At 62.1% G+C, this 17,827-nt stretch carries 13 protein-coding genes; 8 read left to right on the top strand and 5 right to left on the bottom strand.

Annotation, left to right across the window (positions count from 1 at the left end; translation table 11 throughout):
• Positions 1-109: 109 nt before the first annotated feature.
• From AWB74_RS20515 to AWB74_RS20530, 4 genes are all read right to left on the bottom strand, one after another.
• Positions 110-1,429 carry an NAD(P)/FAD-dependent oxidoreductase gene (locus AWB74_RS20515; protein ID WP_061148579.1) on the bottom strand — a complete coding sequence of 440 codons (1,320 nt, stop codon included), beginning with the start codon at positions 1,427-1,429 and terminating at the stop codon, positions 110-112.
• Positions 1,430-1,571: 142 nt separating this feature from the next.
• On the bottom strand, positions 1,572-4,619 hold the full coding sequence (gene ydiJ / locus AWB74_RS20520) for a D-2-hydroxyglutarate dehydrogenase YdiJ (protein WP_061148580.1): 3,048 nt from the start codon (positions 4,617-4,619) through the stop codon (positions 1,572-1,574).
• 48 nt (positions 4,620-4,667) lie between these two features.
• Complete coding sequence (locus AWB74_RS20525) at positions 4,668-5,801, bottom strand: branched-chain amino acid ABC transporter substrate-binding protein (RefSeq protein ID WP_061148581.1); 1,134 nt, start codon at positions 5,799-5,801, stop codon at positions 4,668-4,670.
• 232 nt (positions 5,802-6,033) lie between these two features.
• Positions 6,034-6,939 (bottom strand): LysR family transcriptional regulator, encoded by a 906-nt coding sequence (locus AWB74_RS20530; protein ID WP_061148582.1) that lies wholly within the window; start codon positions 6,937-6,939, stop codon positions 6,034-6,036.
• A gap of 145 nt (positions 6,940-7,084) precedes the next feature.
• On the opposite strand from AWB74_RS20530, the gene AWB74_RS20535 reads away from it, so the two are divergent.
• The 7 genes from AWB74_RS20535 to AWB74_RS20565 all read left to right on the top strand — a co-directional run bounded on the left by AWB74_RS20535 (position 7,085) and on the right by AWB74_RS20565 (position 15,544).
• A complete protein-coding gene (locus tag AWB74_RS20535; protein ID WP_061148583.1) occupies positions 7,085-8,473 on the top strand; it encodes a M20 family metallopeptidase in 1,389 nt (462 codons plus the stop codon).
• A gap of 28 nt (positions 8,474-8,501) precedes the next feature.
• A complete protein-coding gene (locus tag AWB74_RS20540; protein WP_061148584.1) occupies positions 8,502-9,803 on the top strand; it encodes an MFS transporter in 1,302 nt (433 codons plus the stop codon).
• Positions 9,804-9,806: 3 nt separating this feature from the next.
• Positions 9,807-10,940, top strand: coding sequence for an aminotransferase class V-fold PLP-dependent enzyme (locus tag AWB74_RS20545; RefSeq protein WP_061148585.1), 1,134 nt, complete (start codon positions 9,807-9,809; stop codon positions 10,938-10,940).
• A 129-nt stretch (positions 10,941-11,069) separates the two neighbouring features.
• Positions 11,070-12,185 (top strand): cupin domain-containing protein, encoded by a 1,116-nt coding sequence (locus AWB74_RS20550; RefSeq protein WP_061148586.1) that lies wholly within the window; start codon positions 11,070-11,072, stop codon positions 12,183-12,185.
• Positions 12,186-12,194: 9 nt separating this feature from the next.
• The gene (locus AWB74_RS20555) at positions 12,195-12,917 is read left to right on the top strand and encodes an SDR family NAD(P)-dependent oxidoreductase (protein ID WP_061148587.1); all 723 of its coding nucleotides are present in this window, start codon (positions 12,195-12,197) and stop codon (positions 12,915-12,917) included.
• 4 nt (positions 12,918-12,921) lie between these two features.
• Positions 12,922-14,157 (top strand): dienelactone hydrolase family protein, encoded by a 1,236-nt coding sequence (locus AWB74_RS20560; RefSeq protein WP_061148588.1) that lies wholly within the window; start codon positions 12,922-12,924, stop codon positions 14,155-14,157.
• A 205-nt stretch (positions 14,158-14,362) separates the two neighbouring features.
• A complete protein-coding gene (locus tag AWB74_RS20565) occupies positions 14,363-15,544 on the top strand; it encodes a porin (protein WP_061148668.1) in 1,182 nt (393 codons plus the stop codon).
• A gap of 20 nt (positions 15,545-15,564) precedes the next feature.
• Here AWB74_RS20565 and AWB74_RS20570 read toward each other — a convergent pair whose 3' ends face one another.
• The gene (locus tag AWB74_RS20570; RefSeq protein WP_061148589.1) at positions 15,565-16,299 is read right to left on the bottom strand and encodes a GntR family transcriptional regulator; all 735 of its coding nucleotides are present in this window, start codon (positions 16,297-16,299) and stop codon (positions 15,565-15,567) included.
• A 138-nt stretch (positions 16,300-16,437) separates the two neighbouring features.
• Here AWB74_RS20570 and pcaB point away from each other — a divergent pair, with 138 nt between their 5' ends.
• Positions 16,438-17,808 (top strand): 3-carboxy-cis,cis-muconate cycloisomerase, encoded by a 1,371-nt coding sequence (gene pcaB, locus AWB74_RS20575; protein WP_061148590.1) that lies wholly within the window; start codon positions 16,438-16,440, stop codon positions 17,806-17,808.
• The last annotated feature ends 19 nt before the right edge of the window (positions 17,809-17,827 follow it).

Genomic DNA, 17,827 nt, shown 5'->3' on the forward strand with positions numbered 1-17,827 from the left:
TTCGTGAGCTGCCTTCTATAACGTCCGCAGCTACGTGAGCGATGACCGCCGAGCTCTATTAATCAGCGTTTCCCTAGCTTAATCATGACGATCCTCGTGCGACGAATTATCAGCTCTCTTTGCCTGCACGGCACTGGCCCCACATCAGATTCAAATTCGCGCCAACAGACAGAAACGGTTGGGGCGGATTCAGATTGGGGCCCGGAGAGGACAGTAAGAACTCTATGAGTTCGTTGCGCTGACCGGCCAGCCAGTCCGCCAGCAACGTGCCTGTAATCGTGCCGCGTGTAATGCCTAAGCCCCCGCAACAGAGAGCCCCGTAAACATTGGGAGCCAACTGACCGAAATGCGCCCTGTGATTACGCGACAGACACATCGCTCCTCCCCATGTGTACTCCAGCTCGACGTTCGGCAACATGGGAAAGCGCCGGTCGAAGGACTCGCGATGACGGTGCGCGACTCGATTCAGGAAGCCTTCATTGCTACGGCCACCTGGATTGAAACTGAAGCTGTTGCGTATAAGAAGACGGTTGTCCGGCGTCCGCCGCAACGTGCTTCCAAACGGATCGGCAGGAATGATGCCCCAGGCAGGCATGCCTCCGAGCCTGGCTTGTTCTTCCTCGGTCAATACCCTTGTCATGCTGGCATAAGTGAATACGGGAAGTAGCCGCGCCTTCAGGAAACCGAAACTCGATGCGAAAGCGTTATTGGTCAGCAGCAGTTTGTCTGCAACGATCTCGCCATGCTCATGCTTCAACGTGATTCTGCTACCGTAATCTACCGAGGAAACCGGCGTATATTCGTGCAGCGTGACGTTTTCCGGCAGACTGTCCGCCAAGCCTTTGACCAACGATGCCGGCTGCAAAAGGATCGTACCTGGCGTGAATAGCCCTTTTTTATAGTAGGACGTGCCAATGCGCGCAGGAAGGTCCGCTTCGGAGATAACTTCACTCTCCTCGCCAAGGGTTTCCAGTCCTCGACGGTAAGCATTCAGAACGGCAATACCGCGCGGCTCGACGGCGGCCTGGTACTTGCCAACGGGACGCAAGTCGCAGTCGATGTTGTGCTCGGCAACCAGCTTCCTGATGATCTCCTGTGCTGCCTTGTTGAGCTTGAGGTTCATCTTCGCCGTGGCGAGATCCCCAATATAATCGGGCGCACCGATATCATGCGGCAAGTCGATCGCAAATCCAGAGTTTCTTCCGGATGAACCATAACCCACCTCCTGCGCTTCCAGAAGGATGACTTGCTCATCGGGATAGTGCAGCGCAATCCGCCGCGCTGCCGCCAGCCCTGTCAGGCCTGCGCCGACTACTACCCAGCGGGCCGATGTCTTTCCTGAATGCGGTGCTGTGACTTGCCGTTTCCGGCTCAGGTGGAACCAGCCACAGGCTTTGTCGTCAGCAGGTAAATGTTCTACGCGTCTCATATTGAACACCGAATTTATCGAAAGTATCGGTTCTCGGAAGCACGGCCGCCTATAAGGAATGAGGCATTTGCTGTGATGTTGCTGCCATTAAGGGTATGCCCTTAAAGCGTCACGCGCCGCAATGGCGCGGCTCGCCCGATCGTTATTGCGACGCCCGGACGTGATCGAGTAAAGCCTGTAATGGATGGCGCAGTTGCCGCGCCGACAAGCGCTTGACCTGACTGCGGCAGGAGTAGCCTGTCGCCAGGGCTTCGCCGTGATCGTCCGACGCGGCTATATAGGCCGCCCACGATTGAGCGTAGATCGTCCGGGACGTCTCGACATTTCGAGCCTCGTGACCATAGGTGCCGGACATGCCGCAGCATCCGGTGTCCTGAACCAGCAAGCGCAGGCCACGACGCGCGAAGAGTTGCGCCCATTGCCTGGAGCTGTCGGGAGCATTGGTTCGCTCGGTACAGTGCGGTAGAAACCGATAAGTCAAAGACGAGCCATCGCCACTGGCTTCCGGAAGGGCCTTCAACAGCCATTCCTGCGGCAACGCGACCTGTGGCGCTTCGGCAAGCCCTGGCACCTTCAAATATTCCTGTCGATACGTCAACGTCATGGCGGGATCGAGCCCGACGAGAGGAATGCCGGATCGTGCGAGTGCGCTTAGTTGAGTCGCGTTGCGAATCGCCGCCTTGGCAAAAGCCTCGAGAAAGCCCTGCACGTGCAGAGGCTTGCCGTTCGGATTGAGCGGTGCCAGCCATACCCGAAAGCCCAGGCGTGCCGCGAGCTCGATCAGTGTGGCCAGATGCTCCGTATCGAAGAAGCGGGTAAAGGTGTCCTGAACGATGATGACACTGCGTTCGCGCTGCGCCTGGCCCAACGCAGCCAGCGCTTGCGGCTCCGCTGGCCGGACCTGCCATTTCCGCAAAACAGCCGCCAGATCGTATCGACTCAAAAGCGGGCTGTCGACCATGCCGACGCGTCGCTCGAGCAATGAGCGAACCATTGCTGTACGCATCAAGCCGTTGTAAAACCCGGGCAGACGCGCCATCAACGGCATGGTGAATTCGAGCGAGCCAATCAGGTAGTCGCGCACCGGTCGCAGATAACGGCGGTGATACAGCTCGAGGAATCGTGAGCGGAACTCCGGAACGTTGACCTTGACCGGGCATTGTCCCGCACATGATTTGCAGGCGAGGCAACCGGCCATCGCATCGTAGACCTCGTGCGAGAAGTCGGATTCGCGGCGGTGCGCGGCCCGGCTGTTACGCCAACGGCCAGCGAGACTCGTCAGAAATGGCTGCCGCGTACGCGCTACTGCAACGACATCGACGCCCGCCTGACCTTGCAGGCGCAGCCATTCCCGCATGAGCGACGCGCGCCCTTTCGGCGAATGCACCCGCTCGCGCGTAGCCTTCCACGACGGACACATCGCGTCGTCGGGATCGAAGTTATAACAGGCACCATTGCCATTGCAGTGCATGGCCGTGCCATAGCTTTGCCAGACACGCTCATCGATCTGCCGATCAAATTCTCCGCGCGTGGGGACTTCGTCGATCTTCAGCAATCGCATCGTAGTGGCCGCCGGTGTGGCGATCTTGCCCGGATTGAACTGATTGCGCGGATCGAATGCCGCCTTCAACTGTTGAAGCGAACCATACAGCTCGCCAAAAAAGCGAGGCGCATATTCAGAGCGCACGCCTTTGCCGTGCTCTCCCCACAACAAGCCGCCATGACGCTGCGTGAGTTCCGCCACGCCATCTGAAATGGGCCGCACCAGAGCCGCCTGCCGCGGATCCTTCATGTCCAGCGCGGGACGCACGTGGAGCACTCCGGCATCGACATGGCCGAACATTCCATACTGCAAGTTATGCCCATCGAGCAGCGCGCGAAATTCCGCAATATACGCGGCGAGATTTTCCGGAGGAACGGCAGTGTCTTCGACAAAAGGCTGCGGGCGAGCCTCGCCCTGCACGTTGCCGAGCAAGCCCACTGCACGCTTGCGCATCGTATAGACGCGCGTGATGGCGTCCTCGCCCACGGCCAGCGTGTGTCCCAGCCGTTCTACGCTCGTGTCGGTCCGCAGATGATCGATGAATGCGTGGACTCGGGCATCGACTTCATGCGCGTCGTCGCCGCTGAACTCGATCAGGTTGATGCCGAGCGTCGGCCGCTCGTCCTCTTGCGGGAAGTACTCGGCCACGCTGGTCCAGACAAAGTCCTGCATGGCGAGAAGCAGCACCTTCGAGTCCACCGTCTCTATCGACAATGGCCGATGCGCCATCAGCGCTTGCGCGTCGCGAAGGGCATCCATGAAGCCGGCGTAGCGCACGTTGACCAGCACCGAATACTTCGGAATGGGCAATACATTGAGCCTTGCTTCCACGACGAAGCCGAGCGACCCTTCCGCCCCGCATAACACGCTGTTGAGATTGAAGCGTCCGTCGGGCTCGCGCAAATGCGGCAGGTCATAACCCGTCAGACAACGATTGAGCTTCGGAAACTTCGCTTCGATGAGTTCCGCTTTGTCCTCGCTGATGCGCTGCGCCGTGCGATAGACCTTACCGACACGATCCTGCCGTGCACACATACGCTCCAACTCATCGACTTCGAGTGCCTCGCTGTGCAGACTCTCGCCACCGAGCAAGACGAAATCCAGCGCGAGAACGTGGTCACGGGTTTTACCGTAGGTACAACTTCCCTGACCGCTGGCGTCGGTGTTGATCATGCCGCCGATGGTGGCCCGGTTCGAAGTCGATAGCTCGGGCGCAAAGAACAGTCCATGCGGCTCCAGGGCCGCGTTGAGCTGATCCTTGACGACGCCCGCCTGCACCCTGACCCACCGTTCTTCCGCATTGATCTCGAGAATCCGGTTCATGTTTCGCGAGAGATCCACGACCAGACCCGTGGTCAGCGACTGCCCGTTGGTGCCGGTGCCCCCGCCACGCGGCGCCACCACTATGTCGCGGTATGCCGGCTCGTCCAGTAGTCTTGCCAGAAGCCGAACATCGTCGGCATGCGCCGGATGGATCACCGCTTGCGGCAAACGCTGGTAAATCGAGTTGTCCGTTGCCAGTACGGTTCGGTTCGCATAGTCCGCGCTGATCTCTCCTTCAAAACCCTGTGATCGGATTGCAGCAAGAAATTCGCGATAACGGGGTTCGAGAGGATCTGCGGGACGGGGCAAAGGAGCAATCGACATAGCATGCAATGTGGATGAATCGTGGATGGAGTCGGCAGCGGACGCGCCCTATTCGCCGATCGTCGTCACCGGAACCCACTTGTTAGCCTTGACCTGATAGAGCGTCGAGGTGGGATTCTTGAGATCGCCGTTACTGTCGAATGAAATCTCTCCGGTAATACCCTTGTATTGCGTTGCGCGCAGCGAGGACATGAGCGTTTCCGGCTTCGATGAGTTCGCCTGCTTCATCGCGTTGATCGCGACCCAGGCGCAGTCGTATGCGAACGGCGAGTACGTCAGGGGCTCTGCGCCGAACCGCTTCTTGAACTTCTCGGCGAATGCACGGCCCTCGGGAAGCGATTCCACTGGACGGCCATACTCCCACGCCATCGCACCTTCCGCCGCCGTGCCCGCGATCTGAATGAAGATGGAATCCGCGATACCGCCGCTGCCGACGAACTGCGTTCGCATGCCGAGTTGCTTCATGCGCTTCGTGATGAGCGCGGCCTGATTGTCGCCGCCGCCATAGAAAAGCAGATCGGCATTCGCGCCCTTGATATTGGTGAGCTGAGCATTGAACTCGACGGCCTTGTCGTTCGTGAATTCGGACGCGACGATCTGGCCGCCCGCTGCCTGTACGGCCTTCTTGAACTCATCGACCGCTCCCTGGCCGAAAGCCGTTCGATCGTCCATGACCGCGATACGCTTCGCTTTGGTCACCGTCACCGCATATTTCCCTGCGTTGCCCGAATTCTGCGCATCGGTTGCGATGATGCGGAAGACGTTCTTTCCGCCCAGACGCGTGATGGCGGGATTGGTGGCTGCCGGATCGATCAGCGGGATGCCGGCTTTTGCGAATATGGGCGCCGCCGGCAGCGCCACGCCGGAGTTGTAGTAACCGACGACCGCGATGACGCCATCATCGACGAGCTTTTGAGCGACCTGCACGCCGATGCGCGGGTCCGACTGGTCATCGACCGAGGCCAGTTCGAAACGCGCCTCGCGTCCGCCGAGCTTGATGTGTTGTGCGTTCGCTTCGTCCAGCGCGAGCCTTACACCGTTTTCGAGATCCTTCCCGTTCGAGGCATTGATGCCAGTGAGCGGTGCGGACACGCCGATCTTGATGGTCTCTTGAGCGATCGCAGACTGCGAGCCCGCGGCAAGGGCAAAAACACAAAGGATTGATGGCAGGATCTTTTTCATGATTGGGCGATGGTTCAGTCGGGGAAATAACTTAGACATACTGATATTCACTATTCGAGCAGGATCGAAGCCTGCCTGCCATCACCCGATTCGCGACTGGGTGATCACCTTTTGGGTGTAGAGAGTATCGAATCCCGAAGCCGCTTCCGCATATAACGAATGGGGCAATTGGTGTGACGTTGCTGCCACTCAGGGTATGTCCTAGAGCGACCAGGAGTCAGTTGGCAGCCCGTCAAGCCTGCTTCAGGTCGCCGATGATCCACTCGAGACACGACGATGCAAGGTCGTCCAGGCTGCGTCCCGCAAGCGTCAGCACCTGAAGACGGCGCTGCGTAAGGAGCGGGTTATCGAACGGAATCGCCTTCATGCGGTCCACGCCCAGCCGCTTCGCGACGGACACATATCCCGACGGCATGATCGCCTCCGGCACCGCCAGCGCGAACCGGTACAGCGCCGCGACGTAACGGCTCGTCATCATCGGTACGATTTCGAGGTTCTCGACATTGCACGCGATGTCGAAGAGCTGGCGGTTGGTCGTGCCCTTGTCCTGCAGCACCACGGGATAGTCGGTCAGATCCTTAAGCGCGACCTTCGTTTTGCTAGCAAGCGGATGCGTCTCGTGCATCAGCGCCATGACCGGCGCGCGCTGCGTGTACTGCACGGTGACGCCGGGCTCCGGCCTGAAGCTGAACGCGAGCGCGAGCGACGCTTCGCCCGACAGCAGCAACTGGCTCGCCCGTTCCGACGACACGACTTCGAGCTGAATCACGATATCCGGATGCGCGCGGCAGAACGCGCCCAGCGACACGGGCAGAAAGTCGAACGCGAAGCCTTCGGTGCATGCGATGGTCAGCGTGCGCGCGCGCCGCCGCTCGTCGCCCTGAATTTCGTCGAAGACGGCTTGCGCGTCGGATAGCGTGCGTTGCGCGTGGCGCAGCAACAGACGCCCGGCATGCGAAAGCACCATGCCGCGCGCGTGGCGCTCGAAGAGCGGCACACCGATGTCGCCTTCGAGCTTGGCGATATGCCGGCTCAGTGCGGACACGGTCAGCCCGAGCTTTTCGGTCGCAGACGTCAGCGAACCGGCCTGAGCGACGACCGAGAAATAGTAAAGCGACGGCTCCAGCAGCTTGCGCATGGCGATCACGATGAGGTGGACGAGCGTAGACCCGAGTGTGACGCAAGGTTTGAGGAAAACGCAAATGTACCTTGTTTGATTGCGAATACACGGATGCTCGCGCAGCGCTAATCTGGTGTCACTCGCCTTAATTCTTCTCCACGACATGTCCCGACAAAGCGCTCTCGCTCTCGCCCAATCGCACTTCGACAGCGGCGAATTCCTCGCCACCTTGAGCCGGCGCGTCGCGCTCGCCACCGAAAGCCAGCGCGCCGACGCGGCGCCCGTGCTGCGCCGCTATCTCAGCGAAGAGATCGAAGCCGCGCTGTCATCGCTCGGATTCACCTGCGAGATAGTGGAAAACCCTGTGGCGGGCATGCCGCCGTTTCTCGTCGGCGAGCGTATCGAATCGTCGTCGCGTCCCACGGTGCTGCTGTACGGCCACGGCGACGTGATCGACGGCGACGCCGTCAACTGGACGCAGGAGCGTTCGCCCTGGCGCGTGAGCGTCGAAGGCGAGCGCTGGTACGGACGCGGCATCGCCGATAACAAGGCGCAGCATTCCATCAATCTCGCCGCGCTTGCGGCCGTATTCGCGGAGCGCGGAGAACTCGGCTTCAACGCGAAGATCGTCTTCGAGATGGGCGAGGAAGTCGGCTCGCCCGGACTCGATGCCGTCTGCGCGATGCTGCGCGAACGCCTCGCGGCGGATCTGCTGATCGCATCGGACGGGCCGCGTCAGCGCGCGACCTCGCCCACGGTGTTTCTCGGCTCGCGCGGCGCATTGCACTTCCGGCTGCGTATCGCCAATGCGTTCGGCGCGCGTCACTCGGGCAACTGGGGCGGCGTGCTCGCCAATCCCGCGACCGTGCTCGCCAATGCGATCGCGAGTCTGGTCGACGGTCACGGCCGCATTCGCATCAACGGCCTGCTGCCGCCGCCGATTCCGCCGCAGGTGCGCGAACGCGTCGCCGGTCTGGAAATCGGCATGGACCAAGGCGATCCGCCGTTGTCATCGAACTGGGGCGAGCCCGGTCTCACGTCCGCCGAGCGCGTCTTCGCATGGAACACGCTCGAAGTGCTCGCGATGCAGTCGGGCAACGTCGCCAACGCGGTGAGCGCGATCCCGGCCGCGGCGGAGGCCGTGTGCCAGTTGCGCTTCGTCGTCGGCACCGAATGGAAGCGCGCGAAGGCGCTCATCGAAGCGCATCTCGCGCGCGAAGGCTTCGAGGGCATCGACGTGACTATCGAGGCATCGGGCGGCGCAACGCGGCTCGATCCGAACGATCCGTGGGTCGCATTCATGGAGCGTTCGATCGAGGCATCGACGGGCAAGCGCGTGACCCTGCTGCCGAATCTCGGCGGCACGATTCCCAACGAATGCTTCGCCGACACGCTCGGCCTGCCGACGATCTGGATTCCGCACTCTTACCCCGGCTGCCGTCAGCATGCACCCGACGAACACGTGCTCGCGCCGGTCATGTGCGAGGCTTTGCAACTGATGACCGGCGTGTTCTGGGATCTCGGCGACGCCGACGCGCCGCACGCTCGCTAACCCCCTCCCTTGAATGGAACCCCACGACATGGATTCGACTGTCATCGAGGAAAGCCCGCCTCAGGCCGGCGCGAAACCCCTGCGGCGCCTGATCGTCGCGACGAGCATCGGCAATGCGCTCGAATGGTTCGACTTCGCCGCGTACGGTTTTTTCGCCGTCACGCTGTCGAAGCTGTTTTTTCCTGCGCACGACGAGACCGTTTCCCTGCTGATGACCTTCGGCACCTTCGGTCTTTCGTACGTGTTCCGCCCGCTCGGCGCGCTCATGCTCGGGCGCTATGCGGACCGTCGCGGGCGCAAGGCGGCGCTGCTCATGGCGCTCGGGCTGACGACCATCGGCACGCTCATCTGCGCGGTCATTCCGACGTATGCGCAGATCGGGCTCGCCGCGCCCATCGGCCTGATGACGGCGCGCATTCTCATCTCGTTCTCGACGGGCGGCGAATTCGGCAGCGGCACCGCACTGATGATCGAGCAGAAGAGCAAGCGCAAGGCGTTCCTCGCGAGCTGGCAGTTTTCGAGTCAGGGCATGAGCACCGTGCTCGCGTCGTGCGCGGGGCTCGTGCTCAGCACGCAGTTGTCGCCGGAGCAGATCGAATCATGGGGATGGCGCGCGCCCTTCATCTTCGGCCTGCTGGTCGCGCCAGTGGGACTGTATATCCGCAAGCATATCGACGATACGCTGCCCGCTCATACGCACGACAAGCACGACACCACGCGCAATGCGCCCGTGCGCGAACTGCTCGCGCACAGCAAAGGCCGCATTCCGCTGGCCGCGGGCATCATGGCCGTATCGACCGCGGCGAGCTATCTGATGATCCTCTACATGCCGACGTACGCGGTGAAGCAGTTGCATCTGCCGGCATCGACGGGCTTCGCCGCGACGGTCGTCACCGGCACGATCCTGATGCTCTTCACGCCGCTGATGGGCCATCTCGCCGATCACTACGGACGCAGCCGCATGATGGTCGTCTCCGCGCTCGTCACGCTGCTCACGATCTATCCGTGCTTCGCGTGGCTGCTGGCGAGTCCGTCCCTGACCGTGCTGATGGCGATCATGGTGCTCGCGGGCGCATTGAAGGCGATCTACTTCGGGCCGCTCGCCGCCGTGCTGTCGTCGCTCTTTCCGACCCACATCCGCAGCACGGGTCTCGGCTTCAGCTACAACATCGGCGTGATGGTCTTCGGCGGCTTCACGCCGTGGCTCGTCACCGCGATGATCGGCGCGACGCACGATCCGCTTTCTCCCGCGTTCTATCTGATGGCGTGCGCCGTGCTGAGCCTCGGCTGCATCGCGCTCTATCACTTCAAGCTCGTCAAGCACATCTGAGACATGACTACTCATCACGACGATTTCAGCGGCTGGCTGATGTATCACTCCGTCGGCGTGTATCCGGGACATCGTGAAGCGATGACCGACGCGCTCGCCCGCTTCGCATCGACATGGTGCGCGCCCGACGACACGCGCTGGGACGAAGCGCTCGCCGCGCGCGGCCGTCTGCTCACGGACTGGGCGACGATGATCGGCGCACGCGAAGCCGATGTCTTCGGCGCGCAAAACGTGACCGATGCCTTCGCGCGCTTTCTCGACGGTCTCGCCGACGACGTGCTGCGCGATCGCACCGTGCTCGTCGCCGCAGATTGCTTTCCGAGCCTGCATTTCCTGCTGTCGGGTCTCGCCGCACGCCGCGGCTTCACGCTGCGCACCGTGCCCGTGCGCGATGGCGAGGACTATGTGCGCGACGAGGACTTCATCGAGGCATGGACCGGAGATGTGGCGCTTGCGCTCGTCACGTGGATATCGTCGCTGACGTCGAAGCGCGTGAAGCTCTCCGTGATGTGCGAGCAGGCGCGCCGCCGCGGCAGCCTCGCCGCGCTCGACGTGACGCAAGGCATCGGCATTTTGCCGTTCGATCTGAACGACACGCCGTTCGACTTCGTGTGCGGTTCGACGCTCAAATGGCTGTGCGGCGCGCCGGGCACGGGCCTCGGCTATATCGCGCCGCATGTGCTCGCGCGCGGCGTCGAGCCTGCGGTGCGCGGCTGGTTCAGCCAGGAGAATCCGTTCAACTGGAACATCGATACATTCTCGTACGCATCCGATGCGCGCCGCTTCGACACGGGCACGCCTTCGGTATTGCCCTTCGTCGCATCGCAGCCGGGCATGTCGTGGATGCGCGCGCAACCGGCGGGCAGCGTGCGTGCGCACAATCTCGAGCTCTGCCACGAACTCATCGCGATGCTCGACGACAAGCGTTATCGCCTGCTCTCTCCCCGTGCCGATGACGAACGCGGCGCGAGCATCATGGCCGAAGCGCCTGCGCATCTCGATGCCGCGAGCATCGTCGTGCAACTGAAGGAAGCGGGCCTCTTCGTCGATTCGCGCAGCCGCACGTTGCGCTTTTCGCCAGGCGTCTGCACGACGCGCGCCGGACTCGCGAGGCTCGCGCAATGTCTGCCACGATGAAGCGCTCTCGCTCGGGTGTGTTGTCGAGCGCGCCGCGACGTATCGGCATCGCTTGTGTGCTGACGGGGCCGCCGTCTTGCGCGTCAATCACGCGCCGCCGCTGCCCTTTCATCACTTATGCGAGTTTCCATGAACACATCTTCCATGACGTCTGATGCGCCTATCGCAGGCGTGCAAGGCTTTATCGTGCCGATGCATTGCACCGATCTTCCCGCCACGATGCAGTTCTTCATCGCGCGGCTCGGCTTCCGGCTCGATGCGATCTTTCCCGCCGATGGCCCGCGCACAGCGATCCTTTCGCGCGACGGCTTTCGTTTGAAGCTCGGCCTCGATGTGCGCGATGGCATCGATACGCTGAGCGTGCTGTGCGACGATCCCGCGCAATTGCCAGGTGAAACTCGCGAGCTGATCGCACCGAATGGCGTCGTCGTGCGACTCATGCACGCGAATCCGCCGATGATCCTGCCGCCGACGCGCCAGCAACTCGTGCTCTCGCACGCAGGCGACGACGCACACTGGAGTATCGGACGCGCGGGCATGCGTTATCGCGATCTGCTGCCCGAGCGGCACGGCGGCGCGTTCATCGCATCGCATATCCGCATTCTCGAAGGCGGACCCGTGCCGGATTACGTGCACTTCCACAAGATCCGCTTTCAGACGATCTTCTGCCGCAAGGGCTGGGTGCGTCTCGCGTATGAAGGACAAGGCGAGCCGTTCATTCTCGAAGCGGGCGATTGCGTATTGCAGCCGCCCGAGATCCGGCATCGCGTGCTGGAAAGCTCGGCGGGCGCGGAAGTGATCGAGCTCGGCAGTCCCGCCGAACACATTACGATGGCCGATCACGAGATGACCTTGCCGAACGGTGTCTACGATCCCGAACATGATTTCAACGGCCAGCGCTTCGTGCGGCATGTCGCGAAAAGTGCATCGTGGAAGCCGTGGAAATCGCCGGGATTCGTCGTCGCGGATACGGGCATCGGCGCGGCCACCGATGGGCTCGCGGGCGTGCGCGTCGTGCGTCCGCAAGGCGATGGACAGGAAGCCTCGCGCATGCACGACACCGAGTTCTGCTTTTTCTTCGTGCTTGCGGGCAGTCTCGATGTCGCGCAGGGCGAGCAGCACTGGCGCCTCGCGGCCGACGACAGCATCGCGATTCCGGGCAAGCTGCCGTACACATTCACGCGATGCAGCGCCGATCTCGAACTGCTCGAAGTGACCTTGCCCGCCGATTTCTCACTCGCCTGAAGAACGCTCATGATCGATCGCAATACCGTCGCCTTCGTATCGGGCGCGAACCGCGGGCTGGGCGCGCAGTTCGTCGCGCGTCTGCTTGCGCGCGGCGCGGGCAAGGTCTATGCCGCGTCGCGCACCGGTCGTGTCGATATCGCCGATGAACGCGTGATTCCCGTCACGCTCGATATCACCGACGATGACAGCGCCGCGCATGCCGCGCGCCTCGCCTCCGATACCACGCTGCTCATCAACAACGCGGGCGTGAACCATCAGTCCGCGTTTCTCGCGCCGCACGCGCAGGACCATGCGCGCGCTGAGATGGACGTGAACTACTTCGGCACCTTGCGCATGGCCCGCGCGTTCGCGCCCGCGCTGATACGAACGCAGGGCGCAATGCTCAACGTGCTGTCGATACTCGCGCGCGTGAGCCTGCCCGCGATGGGCTCGCTGTGCGCATCGAAGGCGGCGGCGCTGCGTCTCACGGAAGCGCTGTGTGCGGAGTTCGCGCCGCATGGCGTGCGCGTGTTCGCCGCGCTTCCCGGTGCGATCGATACCGACATGAGCCGCGATTTCGCCGGGCCCAAGCTCGATGCCGCCGCAACCGCCGATGCCACGCTCGATGCGCTTGCCGGCGACTCCCATGAAATCTATATCGGCGCGATGGCGCAGCAACTCGCACAAGGACTCTCACTGCAGCGCGCGGAGACGCAGGCGCAACTTCTATTCTCATCAGGAGACGCATAACAACATGGGTTCCTATATCGACATAGACAGTCACGACGGCAAGCGCTTTCGCGCGTATCACGCCGCGCCCGCGCAAGGTTCGGGGCCGGGCATCGTGCTGCTTCAGGAGATTTTCGGCATCAACGGCTATATGCGCGCAATGGCCGATCGCTTCGCCGAGGAAGGCTATGTCGTGCTCGTGCCCGATCTCTTCTGGCGCATGAAGCCGGGCGTCGAACTGGGTTACGGCGAAGCGGATTTCAATGAGGCGCTTGGGCTTAACGAAGCACTCGATATCGACCTCGCGGTGGGCGATATCGGCGCTACGCTCGATGCGTTGCGCACGCTGCCGATGCAGGCGGGCAAGGTTGGCGCGATCGGCTATTGTCTCGGCGGCAAGCTCGCGGTGCTCGCCGCCGCGCGGCTCGATCTCGATTGCGCGGTGAGCTATTACGGCGTCGGGCTCGATGCGTATATCGGCGAAATTCCGTCGATCCGCTGCCCGATGCTCTTCCACTTCGCGGGTGACGATGCCTTCTGTCCGCCCGCGACGCGCGAACATTTGCTTGCCGCATTCACCGCCAATCCGAAGCTCGAAGCACACGTATATCCCGGATGCGATCACGCGTTCGCGACGCCCGAGCGCCCGCACTACGACAAGCCCGCCGCGACGATGGCCTACTCGCGCACGGTCTCACTGCTGCGCCGCACGCTCGGACCGATCCACGATCTCAACGCGCTGTGGGAGCGTCACTGCTACTACGAGTTCGCGACGCGCGACGTCGACGCCGTCATGCCGACGATGATCGCCGAGCCCTATGTGAACCATGTTCCGACGATGACCGGCGGTGTCGGCCACGATGAACTGAAGCGTTTCTATCGGCATCACTTCGTCAATGCGAATCCCGACGACACGCGCCTCATACCCGTTTCGCGGACGATCGGCGCTGACCGCATCGTCGATGAATTCGTGTTCTGCGCGACGCATGATCGCGAGATTGACTGGCTGCTGCCGGGGCTCGCGCCCACAGGAAAGTATTTCGAAGTGCCGATGCTCGCCGTCGTGTGCTTTCGCGGCGACAAGCTCTATAACGAGCATATCTACTGGGATCAGGCTTCGGTGCTCGTGCAGATAGGCGTGCTCGATCCGGCCGGCTTGCCCGTCGCCGGTATTCAGACCGCGAAGAAATTGATCGACGAAACGCTGCCGAGCAACACGCTGATGCGCAACTGGGCGACGAGCGCCGGCAAACCGATCTGAACTGCGCTCCGTGATTCATGCAGCGTGACGACCCTATTCGGGCGTCGCGCATTTTTTTTCGCGCGTGAAAGAGCGTTGCGAATCTCGCAAACCCTGCTTGATTGATTGCGAATACTCGATCGATGGCGAGCCGGTAATGTTGCATCAGGAGCCGCCGATGCGAGCGCTCCTCACGCGACGAATCCTCATATCCAATTATTTCGCCATGCAAACTAATATCAAAACCCTATCGGCGGCTGTTCTGCTCGCTGTCTGCGGCGCGGCTCACGCCGAAGTCAGCTCCGTCACGCTGTACGGGCTCATCGATTACGGCGTGAACTACCAGAGCAACAGCGGCGGCGGTCGCGTGATCGGCGGCGCGAGCGGCATCATGCAAGGCTCGCGCTGGGGCTTCAAGGGCGTCGAGGACCTGGGCGGCGGGCTATCGGCTATCTTTCAGCTGGAGAACGGTTTCGATCTCGGCAAAGGCACCGCGTTGCAGGGCGGCACGCTGTTCGGGCGGCAGGCGTATGTCGGCTTGTCGAGCAACACGTACGGCGCGCTCACGCTCGGGCGTCAATACGATTCGCTCGTGACCTTCGTCGAATCGCGCATGAATTCGGCGAATTACGGTGGCGGCACGACCGCGCATCCGGGCGATCTCGACAATCTCAACAACAGCAAGCGCGTGAACAACTCGGTGAAGTATGCGAGCCCGAACTTCGGCGGCTTCACCGTGGGCGGTGTGTATGGTTTCGGCGGACAGGCGGGCGATTTCACCCGCAACCAGATATGGTCTGTCGGCGCGGGTTACGACTACGGCAGCTTCTCGGCAGGCGCGGCGTACATGAACGTGCGCAACCCGAACCAGTCGTTTTTCACGAGCACGCCGACCAACGTCGCGGGCGCAAATCTCAACAACATGACCGCAAGCCCGGTCTATAGCGGCTATGCGTCGGCGCACTCGTATCAGGCGATAGCGGCAGCCGGACGCTATGCGCTCGGTCCGGCGACGTTCGGCCTCGTCTACAGCAACGTGCAGTTCAAGGATCTCGGCGATACGTCGTCCGGTTCCAATCCGCTCGGACTCACGGGCACGGCGAAATTCAATACCGGCGAATTCAATCTCACGTACTTCTGGACGCCTGCACTGGCGAGCGAATTCGTCTATAGCTATACGCACGGCTCCGGCGTGGGCACGATAGGCTCATCGAGCTATAACACGCTCTCGTTGTCGCTCGATTACTACCTTTCGAAGCGCACGGACGTCTATGTGATCGGCAGCACGCAGTTTGCGAGCGGGACCGATTCGACCGGGCGCGCGGCGCGCGCGACGCTCAACGCGCTGACAGCGTCATCGACAGATCGGCAGACCTTCGTTCAGTTGGGCATGCGTCACAAGTTCTGACGCTGGCTCGGTGAAAGGCCTCAAGGATTCGAGCGCTTGAGCCGCATCGCGACTGAGAATCTATCGGCGGGATGGATGCTGACCGACGTCTCGAAGCTCTTGCCCGCCGAGTCCAGATAACGCCGGACGATCTCGAGCGCCGCCGTTCCCTGTTCTACGCGCAAGCGCTTCGCCATCTCTTCCGACACCAGCACCGCGTGGATGCCCTGCTGGATCTCCGCGATGCTGTGCCCATATCGCTCCTCGATCAACGCGCTGATCAGCCTGTCGGGCTGCTCGCGCGCAATCTCCGCCACGTCGGCATAGTCGGGCGCGATGTACACATCCGTCCATCCGACCGGCGCGCGCCCTATTCCGCCCTCGACGCGCAGGCTCGAAATACGCAGAAACCGCGCCCCTTCGGCACATTGCAGCGTCCTCGCCAGATCGCGGTCCGCGACGACCACCTCCGTCGATTGCACGAGCCGCAAATGCTCGGAGCCGAATTGGGCGAGATCGTCGACGGAGGCGAGCGTCGGCCGAAATTCATTTCTCGGGCGCGACGACTCGACGCGCGTTCCCGCATTTTTTCGACGCGAAACCAGACCTAACTGCTGCAACTCATGCAGCGCCGCGCGCACGGTATGTCGGCTCGTGCGGTAGTGATCGCGCAACTCCAGCTCGGTTGGCAGGATCGTCCCGACGGGATAGCGCCCGGAAGCGATCGCTTCGGTGAGTTCGCGCGCGATGTCCGCGAAGTGAGGTCGGTTCGTCATCTCGTCTGTGGATGGGTTGTTTTTGTCGCTAGGGTAAATCATAGCTTGCCTCCTCATGTCCGGACATATTATTCTGCATATGTCCGGACTTATCTGAACAACTTCAGTTGCGTCCGCCACCCAATTCTCGAGGTCGCAATGTCAAATGTCGCCGTTCCGATGGCCAGCACCGTCGTCGATTCCATTCTGTTTCGCGACGCCTTCGGCACCGCCAAAATGCGCGCGCTGTTTTCCGATCACGCGCTGATCCAACGCTATATCGACGTCGAGGTTGCCCTGGCGAAAGCGGAAGCGCGCGTCGGTGTGATTCCCACCGATGCAGCCGAAGTGATCGCGCGTGAGTCGACGATCGAACGCATCGACTTCGATCACATGCGCGAAGAAACCGATATCGTCGGCTATCCGATCCTGCCGCTCGTGCATCAACTGGTCGAGATGTGCGGGGATGCGGGCCGCTACGTCCATTGGGGCGCGACGACGCAGGACATCATGGACACGGCGGTCGCGCTGCAAGTGCGCGACGCATTCGATTCGATCGATGGCGATATCCGCGAACTGCGCGCGATTCTCGCGGATCTGGCGAAGAAGCATCGCGATACGCCGATGGCCGGCCGTACGCACTTGCAGCAAGCCTTGCCGGTGACGTTCGGCTACAAGGTCGCGATCTGGCTCGCGATGTTCGATCGTCATCAGGAACGCCTCGCGCAGATGCGCGAACGTGTGGCCGTCGTCGAATTCGCGGGCGCAGCGGGCACGCTTGCATCGCTGGGCGACAAGGGCTTCGCGGTGCAGAAGGCGCTCGCCGAAGAACTGAAGCTCGGCGTGCCCGCAACGACATGGCACGTCGCCCGCGACGGCTTCGCCGAAGCTGTGAACCTGCTCGCGCTGATCACGGGCTCGCTCGGCAAGATCGCGCTCGACATCATGATCATGGCATCCACCGAGTTCGCGGAGGTCTACGAGCCATTCGTGAAAGGACGCGGCGCGAGCAGCACCATGCCGCAGAAGCGCAATCCCATTTCCAGCGAACTGATGCTCGCGGCGGCGAAGGCCGTGCGTCAGCACGCGGGCCTGATGATCGACGCGATGGTTCAGGACTTCGAGCGCGCCACCGGCCCGTGGCATGCCGAGTGGATCGCAATTCCCGAGAGCTTCATCCTCACCGCGGGCGCGCTGCATCAGGCGAAGTTCGCGCTCGGCGGCCTCATCGTCGATGAAGCGCGCATGAAGCATAACCTCGGCATCAGCAAGGGTTTGATCGTCGCGGAAGCGGTGATGATGAGCATGGCGCCCTACACCGGACGTCAGCAGGCGCATGACATCGTGTACGACGCATGCCGCACGGTGAACGAGCACGGCGGCACGCTCGCGGAAGCGCTCGCTGCCCTGCCGGAAGTCACGCAGCACTTCGACCGCTCCGCCATCGACCGCATGACCGATCCCGCGAACTATCTCGGTCTCGCACCGCAGATGGTGGACCGGGCCATCGCGCTGTCGAGCGAAATCTGAACATACGGGAATCATGGAG

The sequence above is a fragment of the Caballeronia arvi genome (assembly GCF_001544695.2).
In the GTDB taxonomy this organism is placed as follows: Bacteria; Pseudomonadota; Gammaproteobacteria; order Burkholderiales; family Burkholderiaceae; genus Caballeronia; species Caballeronia arvi.